We start from the raw sequence: 17,813 nt of genomic DNA, 5'->3' as shown, positions 1-17,813 counted from the left end.
AGTATCCGCAAGTTATGAAAGTGATTGATTTTTCCATCCGGCGAAAAGTGACGATTGCAATGTTCACTATCGGCATTATCCTCTTTGGGTTCGTTGCCCTCAGCCGACTAAATATTAACCTACTTCCTGAGCTCAGTTATCCTACTTTAACTGTCCGCACTGAATTTGAAGGAGCGGCGCCTGCAGAAGTTGAAAACTTGGTTTCCAAACCTATTGAAGAAGCACTGGGTGTTGTAAAAAATGTACAGCAGGTACGCTCTATTTCAAGATCGGGCCAGTCTGATGTAACGCTGGAGTTTGCATGGGGTACCGATATGGATTTTGCCAGTATCGACGTACGCGAAAAACTTGATGCATTGCAATTACCACTGGAGGTAGAGCAACCGGTCATTTTACGGTTTGATCCCACCCTTGACCCTATTATGAGGTACGCCTTTTACCTGGAAGATGATGAATCCGAAAATGATATCATTGCATCAGTTGCCGCAAAGCAGGATTCATCTCGGCAGAACATAACTCAACTTAAAAAGCTACGCCGATTTGCTGATGAACAAATAAAAAAAGATTTGCAGTCGGCACTGGGAGTCGCATCAACAAAAATAAGCGGGGGACTCAAGGAAGAAATACAAGTATCTGTTGATCAACAGCGGTTGGCTCACTTGAATATCCCTATACAACAAATTACAAGGGTACTTGAAGCAGAAAATGTCAATCTTTCCGGTGGACGTCTGGAAGAAGGGACCCAACAATATCTGGTTCGTACGCTCAACCAGTTCCAAAATATTGATGATATTAAGAACGTGGTAGTGACCAGCAATAACGGTTCACCCGTTTATTTAAAAGATCTTGCTGACATTACTCAGGGATACAAGGAGCGCAAAGCTATTACACGCCTAAACGGACAAGAGGCAGTTGAAATTGCAATCTATAAAGAGGGCGATGCCAATACGGTAAATGTAGCGTCAAATGTAGAATCCCAAATAGACAATATCGCCGAACGATTGCCCGAAGGCATGGCGGTAACAAAAATTTATGACCAATCTACCTTTATTTCATCAGCTGTGGGCGAAGTTGTGGACGCAGGTATTATCGGCGGTATTTTAGCTGTCATCATCCTGTACCTGTTCCTTCGCAATTTGTGGGCTACTGTTATCATTTCGCTTTCTATTCCTGTTTCGGTCATTGCCACTTTTAACCTGATGTACGGCAATGATATCACTCTCAACATTATGTCGCTGGGTGGTATTGCCCTGGGAATTGGCCTGCTGGTAGATAACTCTATTGTAGTGCTCGAAAATATATCGAGGCATCGCGAGATGGGTAAAGGTCCGCTACAGGCTGCCAAAGACGGCGCGGGGGAAGTGGGAATGGCGGTTGTTGCCTCTACCCTCACAACTATTGCCGTATTCTTTCCCCTCGTTTTTGTTCACGGCATTGCGGGTCAGCTATTCCGTGACCAGGCACTTACAGTTACCTTTTCACTGCTGGCCTCACTAGTTGTAGCAATCACGCTCATCCCCATGATGTCGTCACTGGCGGGCCGAGAAAAGCCTGAAGTTAAAAAACCTGAACTTCGTGAGCCCAAAACAAAAGTAGGCGGATGGTTGCGCAAAACACGTCTCTTTGTATTCGAAACTATACCCGCATTTTGTATCGGTGTTGGCAAAAAGATAATACATACGATCAGCAAATGGATATCGGTGTTAATTACTCCCCTACTCAACGGCTTTGACGACGCATTCTCTTCTATTGAAGAACGATATCCGAACCTGCTCAGGTGGTCGCTGCGCCATCGGTTTGCCGTTATTTCTTTTGCATTCTTATCACTGCTCGGTACGCTAATGCTGGTCCCACAACTTGGGATGGAGTTAATCCCCTCGCTTTCGCAGGGAGAATTTAATGTAGAATTTCAGCTTCCGCCCGGTACACCTATTGAACAAACCGACCGCGCTCTCCAAAAAGTACAGCATGTAGCTCAAGATATATCAGTTATCAACACGACTTTTGCAGTAGCAGGAACAGGTAACCAGTTGGACGCCAGTCCCAGCCAGGGCGGCGAAAACTGGGGAGAGCTTAATGTAACACTGGCTGGCGCTGCGGACCGCCCACTTGAGGAGGAAACTATGCATAAGCTACGGGCTGACCTGCAGCGTATCCCCGGGCTGGAATATAACTTTTCGCGTCCATCACTCTTTACCTTTGAGACACCAGTTGAAGTAGAAATAACCGGATATAACCTGGATAAACTTACCACTGTCAGTAATAAAATTTTGCATAAAATCGAGGGCAAAGACCGCTTCACGGATGTAAAATCAACAATGAAACAGGGAAATCCCGAAATACAAATCAATTTTAATCGTTCAAAAGCAGCATCTTTGGGCCTGCAGGTTCACGAGGTAGCTGATCTTGTTGTTAGTAAAGTACGCGGTGATGTAGCCACTCGATATTCGTGGCGAAACGAAAAAATTGATGTGCTCGTCCGCGCGAAAAAACAGGATCGTTCCTCCTTTGCTGATATCAAAAATCTTATTGTTAATCCAGACAGTCGATCTCCGATACCACTCTCAAGTATTGCAGATATCAAAATCGCTAACGGACCTAGTGAAATCCGGAGAGTTGCGCAGCAGCGAGTGGCACTGGTTACAGCCAATTTGCAGTATGGTGATTTGGGATCAGCGGCGCAAGAAATTCAATCTATTATTGACAATACGACGATCCCCAGCGGTCTGCAAGCCAGTATAAGCGGACAAAACGAAGAAATGTCTGATTCATTTCAGTCACTGCTATTTGCATTATCACTAGCAGTATTTCTGGTCTATTTGGTGATGGCCTCACAGTTCGAATCGCTTTTACACCCGTTTATCATCCTTTTTACGATTCCGTTGGCGCTAGTAGGTGCCATACTGGGGCTTTGGATTACCGGCTCTACCATCAGCGTAGTCGTATTTATTGGTCTCATATTGCTTACCGGTATTGTCGTAAACAACGCTATTGTACTTGTTGATCTGATTAACCAGCTTCGCGAACAAGGTATGAGCAAAATTAAAGCCATCCTGGAAGGCGGCAAGTCGAGACTACGTCCCATTTTGATGACAACGCTTACCACAGCGCTGGGGCTGTTGCCGCTTGCACTGGGATTTGGAGACGGTGCAGAGCTGCGTGCACCTATGGCTATTACCGTAATTGCAGGTCTTATTGTCGCCACACTACTAACGCTAGTGGTCATCCCAACGATGTACGCTATCATGGATCGCAAGGTGTATAATGATATAGAACCAAAATCAGAAGTTTAATCTATCTGATTAGAAACTTGCCAAAACTATGAAGATCACTGATATCTCAATTCGTCGGCCGGTAACCACCATTATGATATTTATCAGTTTTGTGGTGATAGGTATCATTGCCAGCCGCATGGTGCCGCTAGAATATTTCCCCGATATTTCCTTCCCCGGAGCCTATGTTACCGTGCCCTATCCCAACTCAACACCTCAAGAAATTGAAGAAAATATTGCGCGTCCCATTGAGGAGGCCATCGCTACGATTAGCGGTATCGAGCGGATTAATTCTACATCAAGTGAAAACCAAGCCGGCATTTTTGTAGAGTTTAAGATGGGCTCTAACATCAGCCTGAAAGCGATGGAGGTAAAAGAAAAAATTGACGGTATTCGCAACCAGCTTCCCGATGATCTGGAACGTTTTACCATCAATAAATTTTCGGCACAAGATGAACCAATGATGACGCTTCGGATCTCCAGTAAGCGGGATCTTTCTAACGCCTATGATCTGCTTGATCGTAATTTAAAACAGCGCATTGAACGCCTCTCCGGGGTGGCGCAGGTTGATCTATATGGCGTAGAAAAAAAACAAATCCGCATTGAACTTATCCCCGGGCGGCTTAAAGCACATAATGTTGATCTTAATTCCTTAAGCCAAAACCTTCGGGAAGTAAACTTTTCGGTAACAGCAGGTAACATAGAAGAAGCCGGTAAGCGATATCTAGTTCGTCCTACCGGAGAGCTGACAACTCCTGCAGATTTTGCCCGCTTGGTGGTGGGACCTAACCAGCTGAAACTCAGCGACATTGCTACTGTCAGTTACGGGAAACCTGATCGAAATTACGGACGTCATCTTGATCAAAAATATGCTATCGGTCTGGATATCTTTAAAGAATCGGGAGCCAATACGGTGGCTGTAGGCGAACGCGTACTTTCCGAAATTGATGCCGTTAACAAACTCCCTGAGATGCGCGGTATTAAAATTTTTGAAATGAACAATCAGGCTGAAGGGATTGTCAGTTCACTTTGGGAACTTTTTAAAGCAGGTCTGCTGGGCGCCTTGTTCTCTATTCTTATTCTATACCTATTCCTCCGCCGCATCAGCACAACCCTTATAGTAGCCCTAGCCGTGCCTTTTTCACTAATTGTTGCGCTGGGACTACTATATTTCTTGGACTTATCTCTCAACATTTTATCAATGATGGGGCTAATGCTGGCGGTAGGTATGCTTGTAGATAACGCTGTTGTAGTAACCGAAAATATCCATCGAAACCAGCACCTAATTGATAATAAAAAAGAGGCTGTCAAACAGGGCGTCAAGCAGGTAGGCATGGCTGTTACGGCAGGTACCTTAACTACGATAATCGTATTCCTGCCGAATATTATTAGTGAAGAATCTATGATTGCCGTCCAGCTGTACCACGTTGCTGTAACTATCATTTTGGCTCTTACCGCTTCCCTCCTTATTTCGCTGACTGTTATTCCGTTGCTAACACTACGCAGTGCTCCACCAGAGCAAACTGATGAATTACATATCATTAACAAATTACAGGATTGGTATTCCGGTGCGCTCTCTTGGCTGCTCAAACGGCGATATACTTCCTCATTCATTATTCTCGGAACACTTTTGAGCGTCATTATCCCAATGAATATTACTAATATCGATATGTTTCCCTCTTCCGAATCACGGGAATTGTATCTACACTATAATATCAACGATAGCTACACACTTGAGCGCGTCGAAGAGTCGGTAACAAAAATTGAGGAGTATCTTTATGCACATAAGAAAGAGCTGGAAATTGATGCTGTCTATTCCTATTTCGAGCCCAACAGTGCCACTTCTACCATTTTATTGACTGGCGACGATGAGGCTGAAAAAGATGTGACTACCATTAAAAAGGCTATTGGGGATGAGCTTCCAAAACTTGCTATCGGCAAGCCTTCATTTGAATACCGCGATCGCACGGGCGGAAACGAACTGCGTGTTTTTGTGATCGGTGAATCCTCAAAAGTGCTTACACAACTGGCTGATGAGGTTGTCCGCCGCCTGCAGGATGTGCCCGGACTGGCTGATGTACGCTCAGAAGCCGAAACCGGTACCGAAGAAGTACAACTACAGGTTGATCGACAACGAGCACGTAATGTGGGAGTTTCCACTCAACAGGTGGCAAGTATTGTCTCTAATTCCATGCGAGGTATCAACCTGCGGAGAGTCCGCGGGGATTACGGCGAAACCGACGTAGTGTTAAGCATGCAGGAATCCGATCGACAAACGATACAAGACCTGATGGCTCTGCCGGTAAATACTCCGGATACAAATACGGTGACTCTTTCCTCCCTCGCAGACTATCAAATGAGTTCGGGTCCCCGAAGCATCCAGCGAGAAAATCGTCAAACATCGCTTGGTATCACAATTAACCTGGATGATATCACTAAGAGCGAAGCTGAACAACGTATCTTCCCTGTTCTAAATCAGATTAACTATCCCGCAGGCTATGGGTGGAACAAGGGACGTAGTTTTGAGCAGGACCAAAATGCCATGAATGAGATGATGCTTAATATGCTATTGGCTATCTTTTTAATTTATCTGGTGATGGCCTCCCTGTTTGAATCTGTATTATTCCCATCCAGCATTATCACTTCCATCATTTTTGGCGTTGTTGGGGTCTTCTGGTTCTTTATGATGACAGGCACCACCTTTTCATTCATGGCTATGATAGGTATCCTTATTTTGATGGGTATTGTCGTCAACAATGGCATTGTGCTGATCGATCATATTCATCAGCTCCGCCAATCTGGCTTGGAACGCTTCGAGGCAATCATTACTGGCGGACGAGACCGCATGCGTCCCATTCTGATGACGGCCGCCACTACCGTCTTGGGACTACTTCCACTTTGCTTTGGCAATACACAAATTGGCGGTGACGGTCCGCCCTACTTTCCCATGGCACGAGCTATTGTCGGGGGACTCACCTTTTCAACAGTCGTAACCCTTTTTATTCTCCCCGCTGTATATCTAATTCTGGATGATATAAAATGCTGGGGCATCAGAGTGTGGCGCAGCGGTACTAGTGATTAGATTATAAATACCTCTCAGATGTGTAACTTAAAACCTCCCGATTAGTAGCTATTCATAGCAAAACAGAAAATGCATGAAAATGAACTTTGCGAGCGTGAATGAGTGAAAGAGCTTACCTCTATCTCATGCTGTAGTGAATAATCCGGGCCAAGATGTCTGCAGTTATTTCACAAAGGGATACGAAACTCTTACTTTCTTGTTTTTGGAGTTTAATATAACACTATGCCGCAACAATTCATTTATGAAGAGGAATTCAAGATTCGTGCATCCGAAATCGGGGCAGATAAAAAAGCTACACTGGCGGCCATCTGTAGCCTACTGCAAGAAGTAGCCGGTAATCATGCCCTGCAGCTTGAATTTGATATTACCGATCTGCAGCAACAAAAAATGACATGGGTGTTGCACCGTCTCAACATACAGATCCATCGTTTCCCCGACTGGAGAGAAACGATTACTATTAAAACCTGGCCGTCAGGGGGAGACGGACTCCGTGCCCACCGCGATTTTTTATTGCTTGATGAAAGTGGCCATACTGTCGGCAAATCCCTGAGCTATTGGCTCATCTTAGATATGGATAAACGGCGTCCCATACGAATCCCAAAAGATATATTGCAAAATGTGCCTCGGGATACGGAGCACGTTCTGCCAGTTACCGATCCTGCATTCGAGGAGATTGGAAATAGTGAACATTCTAACTCGTTTGAAGTACGAAAGACCGATCTGGACCTCAATGAGCACGTCAATAACGTGCGATATATTGAATGGGCGCTTTCTTCTATGCCTGAGGATAAAAAGCTATCCAAAATAGATATCAAATTTATAGCAGAAGCCGTACTTGGAGATAATATAATTGCCGAATATACCTCAACCCCCAAAGAGCGGTTTCAAATCAAGCGCCGCTCTGATGAAGCCGTACTGGCCTTGGCCCATGCGACCTAAACGTTAAGCTAACGTCTTAGATAGTATTCGTTGCCGAGTAGTGGGTGTAAAAAAGATCAAAATAGAAATGCCACAAGTTCAAAACTTGCGGCATTCAATAGATGCTGAAATCAATCCAGCATAACATCTCAATGTTTAGAAATGGTCAAAACAATTATCCCCAATCGGGAGCAAAGCTTGGATTAACCAAACGCGTATTTTTTTCGAACTGGTCAATAGCTTCGAAATCCTCATCTTCGAGATAAAAATCGAAAACTTCGAAATTCTCCTGCAGATGCTCTTCGCTCGATGCTTTGGGAATAGCTACTACATTTTCCTGCTCTATCAGCCAGCGTAGCGACAATTGGGCCGGCGTTTTATCATACTTTTCAGCAATCTGCTTCATCTGTTCATTCTCAGTAACCTTGCCTTGTGCCAGCGGACTGTAAGCGGTGACCATAATATCATTTTCGATAGCATAGTCCAGCAGATCAAGCTGATCAATAAAGGGATGAAATTCGACCTGATTACAGAAAATGGGAGCACGAATTTCCTCATTTACTTTTTTAAGTAAAGGAAGAGGAAAGTTGCTGACTCCAATGTTCATGGCCTTACCCTGATCCCGCAGTACTAACATTGATTCAATGGTAGCACGTAAATCATACTGCTCGTTAGGCCAGTGAATCATTAACAAGTCCACATAGGGGGTGTCCATCTGACGGAGGCTCTCTTCGGTTGTCTGTAGTACATCATCGGCCTCGAGATTTGTATGCCAGATTTTAGTGCTTAGAAAAATATCTTCCCTGGGAACGTTAGATACATTAAGTGCTTCGCCAATGGCCTGCTCATTTTTATACATTTGTGCAGTATCAATATGACGATATCCTATGTCTAGTGCAGTTCGAACTGTTTGTTCGCACTGCCGATCGTGTAACTTATAGGTTCCGAGACCTATTTCGGGCACATCCAAACCCTGTATATTTTTATATTGCATTGATGGTAAAAATAAACTCCACTTTAGTTAAGATTAATAAGAAGATAAACAACACGCTAAAGAAATGAATAATTCATCCAAAAATATGGAAAGTAACACCAATCTAAAAGACTTATTCTTTGTTAAGTAACTTTTTAATGGCATAAACATCCCTAAAGCCAACTCAAACCCTCAAACCATCATCAATATCGACGAGTGTTTGAGAAGTATCACCCGATAAACCGGGCTGAGCCAATAAAAGGATTGTCAATATATTATAAAAACCAACGTACATAAAAAGATAAAACGTCCTACAACATATGAAAGTTTAAAGCTACTATTTTATCAATGTCATTTTTCGAGTAAATACTTGAGTTCCAACTTCAAAACGGGCAATATAAATGCCACTGGGCAAATTTGATGCATTCCATGACTCGGTATGTTCGCCCGCCTCACGAACTCCATCCACCAGCGTAGTCACTTTTTGACCAATCATATTCCAAATGGTTAAGGTAACATCCGACTCCTGCGTAAGTTCAAACGAAAGCGTGGTTCTGGGATTAAACGGGTTCGGATAGTTAGGATTCAATTTGACTGTATTAGGTAACTTATTATCTGATGCGCCAGCAGCCATACCGGGATTTATCGCAAGCACAAAACGAACATCACTGTTGCCTTCGCTGGTTTTAGCATATAGGGGGTCTTCTTTAGTAGGGGAATCATTATTAAGCGGTATATCAGCAGTAAATTTATATTCACTTATTCTTGAAAGATCTACTTCCTGTTTCAGCTCGCGGTCGATAAGCGTAACTGTCCATCCAGCAGGCAAACTGCGCAAGCCTTTCCACTTAAAACGAAGCTCTTGGCGATCAGGGGCAACAAAGCCGAGTGGAATTTCAATTTTTTTATCTAAATTTTCGGGCAGTTCGTCTTTAAGTAATTTGTTTGCCCCCTCAACCCCGTACAGGTTAATAGCGTTGGGATCCAGTGAAAACAATTTATAAGCATCATGGGGATCAAGAGCTACCTCTCCTCCTTCACTAAAGGATACATGGAAAGGATCTGAATATTCCGATCCATGCAAGCTGATGCTAAACTCAGATTCTGTTTCATTTCGTTTTTTATAAAATGTCGCACCAGTATTGGCAGCCAAATTACTTCTATTTAAGTTCACCGTTCCACTGACTCCATCTATGGTATATCGAACAAAGAAGGCCTGGAAAGGTGCTATAGTATCACCGCTGCTTAATGTCTCGTAGCTATCGGTATCAGAATTCCAGACCAAGATATTCGTATTTACGTTGGGATCCACCGTTTTAAGTGCAGCAATAAGAGCATCTACAGAAATATCCGTCCCAAACGGATTTCCCAGCAGATTCCATCCTTCATTATTATCAATAGTGGAATTATTATCGTTGTCATTTGCCGTAACCTGGATACTCACGGGACTGGCATTCTCAGCATTATCAGTGTTTACAATTTTGGGGAAACCACCCTGCACACCCGGAGTGCTAAGTTCATTATCTTCAAAAACATAGACGATATAACCTTTGCCGGGTGTTAGCGTAGAGCTAATACCTGCCGGCGCAGTAAACGACCCCGCTGCTTCATCCCAAGAAAAGACAGTTCCATCACCCGAGGGATCATCAGAACCCGTTATTCCCTGCATCCATAGTCCCCCAAACAAATCGCTAACAGAAGTGCCCGAGGTAGGAGTAGAAACCATTCGCCAGCCTTCACTGCCCCGAATGCCGATGGCATAGGTGGCAGAACCAAAGGCAGTACCATCTATTTTAGTGCCGGGTGAAAATATTGCTCCACTTGAACCTTTTGCATTAGAATGTTTTACGAATGAACCCGAAATATCAGGATCACGAGTAACAGATTGGCCATCACCTGCATTTGGTTCGCCCGTACCACCATAAACAATATCTTGCAAAACGTTACCAGATGCGTCTAATAGTCTTACATTACCACTACTGTTGGTAAAACTTAATCCTGTTTCTGTGCTAGTCTGAATAATTGCATTCCCAAAACCACTTGCAGGTGTTCCTCCTCCAAAAACTACTATTGCTTTTCCAGCCCCTAGTACTGTTCCATCAGGAAAGGTGTGAATTACATTTGTCTCCCCATCGGCAGACAACTGCCAGCCTGAAATATCTATTTCCGTTGATTCATTATTGACTATCTCTATAAATTCATCATCACTGGCACTTCTACTTCCATCTCCATTTACATCTCCAGAAGCGTCTGTGTGTGGCTCTGTTAAAAGCTCATTAATAACCACATCCGGTGCATCTTTATCGTTGATCGTGAGCGTCAGTAACTTCGGAGTAATAATAGAGCCGGCTGTATTGTTTTGCACCTGGAATACAGCTTTTTCAGTATTTTCAAAACCATCACTCTCGGCTATAGGAATAGAAATGTTTTTTGTAGCCCCGGTAGATGCCTCCTTAAAACGCACCGTCTGGGAAGAAAAATTATTTATATCACTGCTGACTGCTGAGCTTGAACTACCCAAAAATACAACATCGACATCAACATCTGCATTAGTAGCCTGCACAAGCTCAACCGTTAAGTTTACAGAGTTTCCTTCATCACCAGATGCCGTTGATGACGTAAACGCTATTGTTGGCGGCGAAAAAATAGCAAAAGACTCATCATTAAAAGATGGAAAGGGTGCTACGTCATTGCCATTGTAGATATCCCAATTATCATCTGTAGCCTCCTTGGTTCCGACATCATTCACTAAAGTACGATAACCATCAGGGGTATTGCCATTTCGGTCACCGATGTATTCGGCGTTATCAACATTGTCCGGGAGCAATATTACTTCGTTGCCATCTTCGGTGAGTCCTGTATTAGCTAATGTTCCCTCAGTCCCATCCGGCTGGCTGTATAAAGCCAGATCTGAAGATATGGTACCGAGGAATGCACTACTACTAGGAGTTTCAGGAGTATCCTTATCGGACCCTAGAAATGCATAGATCACGTCACCAGAACCAGACAAATCCATATCTGTATCGTCCGTAACCGTTCCTAGGTTCACCCATGGTACATCTTCGACATCACTAAATGTCAACACAGTACCTGCAGTAATACCTCCAGCCGGTGCTTGCCAAGTTATACTACCGCCAGCCCCAGTAAAGTCGCTCCCATTCCATCCTTCGCTTGTGAAATGTATTTGCTGACCTCCTGAGACACTACTCAACAATACAACAGCAAAACCATCTCCCGGGCTATCACTATTAAACCCTGTAAATACAACATCCCCGGCAGAGAGCTGGCTTAAAGCAGGTTGTACGGTTAGGCCTAAAGCAAGAAGCGTACAACAGATGGCTGAAATTAAAAGTTTAATTCGTATCCTTGTTCCCATACACTAGTATTGGAGTTATTACTCCCAAGTAGAATACAATTAATCTTTTTTTTGAACTAATTTCAATTATATAAGCACTAAAATTTGACTAAGCTTACTCTATCAACTCTAATTGCTTGCGACTTTTCTGCCTTAACATTTGTAGATCAACATTTTCTAATGCTAATACTTTTTGATATCTCTGTCGCGCAGCCTGCTGTTGACCACTTTTCTCTTGAATACGAGCCAAATTGTACTGAAAAATAATGTTCTGGGGATATGCTTTGACAAGTTCAAGAAGGTACTTGCGAGCATTTTCAAGTTGGTCTTCACGCTCATAGAGATAAGCCAGTATCATTTTTGCATCGTTGCGCACATACGTATCCGACTCTGCTGCTTTTTTCAATGCCTTGAATCCCTTTTCGGTATCGCCGGAAAGACCAATCATATTAGTCACCCATTTTAGCTTGCCGGGTACGCTGCCCGCCATATAGTAAAACATGCCTTTGCCAATCATGGCCCGGGGATCATCCGCATTGAGAGCCAACAGCTGACGTGTATATCTGAAACCGGTCATACCACTTTCGACGGCCGTCTGATATCGCTTTTCGCTCGCAGCCACTAAACTTCGGTATCCATAAAGACCACTGAGCATCAAAACCATTGTTGTGTCGGTAGAATTTTGCTGCAGCTGTTTACGGCTGACGGTTATGGCTTTCTGGGATCTCCTCAAAAAAAGATCAGCGGACTGTTCAGAACGTCCCCCAAAGTAATAATCCCAAAACGGAATCATAGAGTGGAAAAAATAGGCTTGGGCATTATTCGGATAATCTGACTTTAGTTCTTTAAATATGTTTCCTGCCCGTTGCCAATTCGTTTTATAGAATGCTTCAATCCCCTTTTCCAACTTTTGATTATAGGTAGTGGAATCTTCACCAACTTTCTGTGGTACTGCCCGTACATTGAGTACTGCAAACATTAGCACCGCGATAATTATCAGGAAATTGTAATATTTTTCGGATGCCATGCTAATATAAGTTAGTCAAATACAAGATTGGCCAAGTTCGGAGACCCACCTACATTTTATGTACAGCTAGTGCTATGATGGTTACAATGGTAAAGGTAGAGAGTCCGTTCCGACTTTTTAATCCGGAGACAGAAAAAGGAATAATGCACCTGAATTAATTTCAGGTGCAACTCCTATAACACTGATATTTTAGATGTTTTCTACTCTTCATCCTCGAGGTGCATTTCACCAAGTAATCCCTCGGTATGAGCCACCGCCACAGAAACAGCTGCATCCCCGGTAATATTAACAGCGGTACGACACATATCCAGAATACGATCGACGCCTAAAATAAGCGCAATACCTTGTACCGGCACCTCGATAGCCTGTAGTACAATTACCAGCATGATAATACCAGCGCCAGGCACACCTGCAGTTCCGATGGAGGCCAGAGTTGCGGTAAGTACAATAGTAATCTGTTGGGCAATAGACAGGTCAAGACCCAATGCCTGCGAAATAAAGACCGCTGCTACGGCTTGGTACAAACTCGTTCCATCCATATTAATAGTAGCTCCGATAGGCAACACAAAGCTGGACACTTCTTCATCTACCCCGCCATTTTTTTCCATGCGCTCCATAGTGACGGGTAAGGTAGCTGAGCTTGAGCTGGTACTAAATCCAACCAGTACCGCGGGGCGAATGGCCTTAAAGAAATCACTGAATTTCATATTGCTGAACAACCGAAATAGGCTGGAGTACACAATCAAAACGTGTAAAAGCAGTCCAATAATTACAGCTAAACTATACCATCCCAAGGCCCCTAAAAGATCGAGGGCACGGCCCAGGTCATCCCCAGCTAAATCCACAATAACACCGGCCATAAGGGCAAAGACCCCATAGGGAGCAATAAGCATCACAAAGTCCACAATCTTAATAATCACATCGTTAAGAGAATCAAAAAAGGCAATAAGCGGCTCTCCTTTTTCTTTCGGGATCTGAATAATACCGATACCCAGAAGGATGGCAACAAAAACTACCTGTAGCATATTTCCATTATCGGATGCAGAAGAGAAAAAGTTTTGTGGCACTATATTTACTAAAAAAGCAAGCGGTGAACGATCCATCACTTCCTTGGCCGACTGCGATGAACCTTCGATATTTTGCTGGTAACTACTCATCAGCTCTTGCTGGGTAGCTTCAGGTAAAAAGTCACCGGGTTGAATGAGGTTTACCACTGTCAATCCAATAGTAATAGCACAAATAGTGGTTACAACATATATAGCCACCGTTTTACCGCCCATCCGCGAAAGCTTGGCCATATCATTCAGGCTGGTTACCCCTACAATCAGCGAAGCAAGCACCAGTGGTACAGCAATAAGCTTAAGCAGATTAATAAAAATAGTACCTATGGGCTTAACGTAATCAACTGTAAATGAGGTAAAACCGGCCACGCTTGCAACCAGCCCCCAAATGAGCCCCAGAACTAAACCAATAAGAATTTGCCAGTGTAACTTTTGATACCACTTCTTCATACAAATATCAGTTTAAGTGTTATAGCCAGCATGGCTCCCATTCCGGTGGAAATGACATTGACAGCATTATTGTCAAAAGAAAATGACCGTTCTGTAAAAGGGAGTGGTACTGTGCCGTTATTCCGTTGAAAAATCGCTCCAAAATAAGAATCAAGTACAGAGCCTAAAAATCCGGCAGAAAATATGCAAATTGCTACCGGCTGTGAAAATGAAAAGATAAATAGCGAGGCAAATGCAATAAGGGCGCTGCCCACCAGTGATGCTGCCGTTCCGGGAACGCTGACCCCGCCATCAGTACCGGGCTTTACTTCTTTAAAATTCGTAATGCAGTATGTTGTACGGGCCAACATAGCTCCTATTTCAGTACCCCAAGTATCAGCGGCTGCAGCTGCAAGAGCACCTATGGCCCCAACCACTAACACAGGTGATTCAAAAATCGCGAAAAACACAAAGAACAACACTACCCATAATCCGTTTGCCCAGACCTGTAACCCATTGCGGCGGCTTGACCCTTTTAAAGCTTCAACATCTGAATGACCAGACAAAATTGCACTGCTTAGAAAAAACAATAATAAGAGCACGGCAGCTGCCCATCCCCCAAAACCAAACACAAATACACCAACCACGATGGCAGCAAACATACCATCGAGAGTCAATTTACCGCCTATAAATGATGGAAATGTGACAACAATAGCCAGTCCTATACCCAGTATAATGTTCCACTGCTGAGAAACAGAGGCTACAGAAATAAATAATACAATCAGCAGAAAAATAAAAAGTGCATTCAGCTTACGGTCCACGCGAAAAGAATTAAGATTCTGATTGGGCCGCCGATGAACCGTCGTCGTGTTTAAGGATGGCGATAATTACAGAGATATATCCTGCCATAATTACGATGGGTGAAATATATAATGAGATTATACCTTCGACCTCATTTTCAGCATACATGGCCAAAAAGCCAGCAAGCACCAAAAACATACCCAATGCCAACATTTTATAATTCCAGGCACTAAAAATCATTGTCCTATTCTTGCCACTACTACGATGTTTTTTTGATGCCATATGCGAATATATTTTTAGTAATTTCTCTTTATTATAATGAATTTTTTGCAGATTTCTTCATACCATTGAAACAATCAAATTTATTAATGTAAAGCAACCATCCAGAATTAACAGTGCAATATATTATTCTTGCTTCGGGCAGTCCACGCCGTAAACAGCTACTTGAACATATCAACCTAGAGTTTCAGGTCCATCCAAGCTCGGTAGGTGAAGCATACTCTTCCGGTCTTTCCGGACGAGATGTCGTTCGATTACTTTCTATGCGCAAAGCTAAAGATGTAGCTCCCTCATTTAAAGAATCACTGATAATCGGGGCTGATACCGTTGTAGTCTTTGAGGATGCTATTCTGGAAAAACCGGAAGATGCTGACGAGGCGACAGCCATGCTAAACCGACTGAGTAATAACACTCACCAAGTTATTACCGGCGTTGCGCTCTGCCAAACGGGAACAAACAATAACATCACAAATACTACCACATTTGCCGAAATTACCGACGTCACATTTGGAAATATCGATTCTGCATACCTAGATAGCTACGTTTCGAGCGGTGCTCCCCTGGACAAAGCAGGAGGATATGGAATCCAAGATGATTTTGGCGCATTATTCGTAAAGAAAATTAGCGGTAGCTATTACAATGTGGTAGGATTTCCGCTCCACAGCTTTTATACTGAAATGAAGTCATTTGCACCTGGGGTACTTCCCAACTTAGAAGTAGATTCCTAATGAACCTACGACCATTTACTACATATTTGATTATCGGTTTTGTAGCGCTGTCAATACCCCTGTCAGCTGCTGCCCAAACAGGGAACGCCTATTCAAAAGCTGAGCAATTACTTAACCAGCAAGAATATCAACAGGCCTATAAAATATTTTATCGCTTACATCAAGAAAAACCCTCTGTTTATACTTACCTGCAAAAAGCTACGGAATGTCTCATCCAGCTTAAGGACTATGAAAAAGCTATTACCATAACTCAAGAGGCTAACGAAAGTCCGCGTGTCCTCATACGATTGGGAGAAATTTATCACATCAGCGGCGACCGCAAGCAAGCATTTGCCATCTGGAATGAATTGCAACAACAAACTGACCGGCAACAAACCCTGTTACGCTTGGCCAACACCATGAGTGACCGGCAGGAACATCAAAAAGCAATAGCAGTATATCAAAAGATTCGGCGGGAGTTTTCTGCATCCTCATCTATATCTGCCCAGCTTGCCGATACATATTTACAAGCAGGCGAATATTCCAAAGCAATAAATGAATACCTGCAGCTCGTAAAATCGAATAATCGATCGGTTTCTTATGTTCAACGGCAACTTTTACGGTTCCGCGATAATCAAGTTTATGATGTGGCTATCCTCGAAATTTCTGATTTCCTGGATGACCTCTCTCCTGCCCATCCACAATCCATAAATTTGCAACAGCTTGAAGTTTGGCTACTCATGGAACGCAAGCTGTATCAGCGAGCACTGGTGACGGCGCAGAATGTTGAATCACAATCTGACCAAACAACATACATTTTATACAACCTAGCCGACAGACTGCTAGCGGCTAATGAGTTTACACTGGCTGAACGTGCCTATTCATATTATATCGAAAATAATAATAGCTCTCTGAAGTACCAGTGTATGGAAGAACTTGCTTCAGTTTATCGGAGATGGGCTAGCTATCTGGAAAACTATAATCTTTCACTCTCTCCTAAAAAAGATGAGCTCTATCAGAAAGCACGAGAAAAACTCCTGCAAATTAGGCAACAGAATCCTAATTATCGTCAACTTAATGAGGTCTTAATCGCCCTCTCCGAGATGGCTTTAGATGTCTTCCATCAGCCAAAAGAAGCTTCGAAATATCTCAAAGAATTGCGTAAACAGTCCAGTAAAAAGGTACAGGCTCAAATATATTTTATAAAAGGACGCCTGCATCTTTATAACAATGAACACACGCGGGCACGCATTGCTTTTACCCAAAGTACCAAAGAAACAGAAACTGGTGCCCTGGCTGAAAAAAGTCGTTATTATACCGCACTAGCTGATTTTTATTCCGGGGATTATGAATTTGCTAAAATTCAGCTTAACGCCCTGGAACGCCAACATACTTCCTATTTTGCAAATGATGCCGTGCAGCTTCGCATGTGGATACAAGATGGACTGCAAGCTGACAGCACCGGTCAACAACTGGCGCCTCTTGCCAAGGCCGTGGAATATTTTTCGCAGGGCAAAGATCAGCTTGGCAAAAATAAACTTCAGGAGGTATTTCACACTGAGACCCCAAATCCACTGGCCGATAATGCTTTACTAATTTGGAGTAAACACAAAAATGGTAATAATGTCACAGCTATTTATAAGGAGCTAACCTCGTATCTTAAGCAGCGCGGAGCGGCTTCTCCTCTTCATGAACGATTGCTTTGGGAAAAGGCACGCATTGCAGATCAGTTTGTCAATACTGAATCAATATCTCCGGAAGTACCAAAAAATGATTCCTCCCAACTACCACAGTCAGTGGATGCAGTAATCAATATTTATGAAGATATTATCCTGAATTATCCCGATGGATTTTACGCTTCTTTTGTACGCCAGCGAATTAACGAATTGCAAAATATTCAAACCTGATA

Annotated in this window: 11 protein-coding genes; 5 read left to right on the top strand and 6 right to left on the bottom strand. The window is 43.3% G+C overall.

The genetic code is table 11. The features are described 5' to 3' along the window. Nucleotides 1–14 precede the first annotated feature (14 nt). From LX73_RS01400 to LX73_RS01390, 3 genes are all read left to right on the top strand, one after another. Nucleotides 15–3,293, top strand: coding sequence for an efflux RND transporter permease subunit (locus tag LX73_RS01400; protein WP_148897676.1), 3,279 nt, complete (start codon nucleotides 15–17; stop codon nucleotides 3,291–3,293). 28 nt (nucleotides 3,294–3,321) lie between these two features. Then, nucleotides 3,322–6,354, top strand: a complete 3,033-nt coding sequence (locus LX73_RS01395) for an efflux RND transporter permease subunit (RefSeq protein ID WP_148897675.1) — start codon at nucleotides 3,322–3,324, stop codon at nucleotides 6,352–6,354. Nucleotides 6,355–6,576: 222 nt separating this feature from the next. After that, entirely contained in the window at nucleotides 6,577–7,293 is a 717-nt protein-coding gene (locus LX73_RS01390; protein ID WP_148897674.1) for an acyl-[acyl-carrier-protein] thioesterase, read from the top strand. 154 nt (nucleotides 7,294–7,447) lie between these two features. On the opposite strand, the gene LX73_RS01385 is transcribed toward LX73_RS01390, so the two are convergent. From LX73_RS01385 to LX73_RS01360, 6 genes are all read right to left on the bottom strand, one after another. Beyond that, entirely contained in the window at nucleotides 7,448–8,266 is an 819-nt protein-coding gene (locus LX73_RS01385; RefSeq protein WP_148897673.1) for an aldo/keto reductase, read from the bottom strand. A gap of 316 nt (nucleotides 8,267–8,582) precedes the next feature. Beyond that, nucleotides 8,583–11,621, bottom strand: a complete 3,039-nt coding sequence (locus LX73_RS01380; protein WP_148897672.1) for a lamin tail domain-containing protein — start codon at nucleotides 11,619–11,621, stop codon at nucleotides 8,583–8,585. A 94-nt stretch (nucleotides 11,622–11,715) separates the two neighbouring features. Next, entirely contained in the window at nucleotides 11,716–12,627 is a 912-nt protein-coding gene (locus LX73_RS01375) for a tetratricopeptide repeat protein (RefSeq protein ID WP_148897671.1), read from the bottom strand. A 200-nt stretch (nucleotides 12,628–12,827) separates the two neighbouring features. Then, complete coding sequence (locus LX73_RS01370) at nucleotides 12,828–14,138, bottom strand: dicarboxylate/amino acid:cation symporter (RefSeq protein ID WP_148897670.1); 1,311 nt, start codon at nucleotides 14,136–14,138, stop codon at nucleotides 12,828–12,830. After that, a complete protein-coding gene (locus tag LX73_RS01365; RefSeq protein WP_148897669.1) occupies nucleotides 14,135–14,938 on the bottom strand; it encodes a DUF92 domain-containing protein in 804 nt (267 codons plus the stop codon). Before LX73_RS01365 ends, LX73_RS01370 begins: the two co-directional genes overlap by 4 nt. Before the next feature lie 10 nt (nucleotides 14,939–14,948). Beyond that, the gene (locus tag LX73_RS01360; protein WP_211359335.1) at nucleotides 14,949–15,200 is read right to left on the bottom strand and encodes a hypothetical protein; all 252 of its coding nucleotides are present in this window, start codon (nucleotides 15,198–15,200) and stop codon (nucleotides 14,949–14,951) included. Nucleotides 15,201–15,313: 113 nt separating this feature from the next. On the opposite strand from LX73_RS01360, the gene LX73_RS01355 reads away from it, so the two are divergent. Both LX73_RS01355 and LX73_RS01350 read left to right on the top strand, forming a co-directional pair. Further along, a complete protein-coding gene (locus LX73_RS01355) occupies nucleotides 15,314–15,925 on the top strand; it encodes a Maf family protein (RefSeq protein WP_148897668.1) in 612 nt (203 codons plus the stop codon). Then, the gene (locus LX73_RS01350; RefSeq protein ID WP_148897667.1) at nucleotides 15,925–17,811 is read left to right on the top strand and encodes a tetratricopeptide repeat protein; all 1,887 of its coding nucleotides are present in this window, start codon (nucleotides 15,925–15,927) and stop codon (nucleotides 17,809–17,811) included. Before LX73_RS01355 ends, LX73_RS01350 begins: the two co-directional genes overlap by 1 nt. The last annotated feature ends 2 nt before the right edge of the window (nucleotides 17,812–17,813 follow it).

The sequence above is a fragment of the Fodinibius salinus genome (genome assembly GCF_008124865.1).
Classification (GTDB): domain Bacteria; phylum Bacteroidota; class Rhodothermia; order Balneolales; family Balneolaceae; genus Fodinibius; species Fodinibius salinus.
This window is presented reverse-complemented; position numbering and strand designations above follow the sequence as displayed.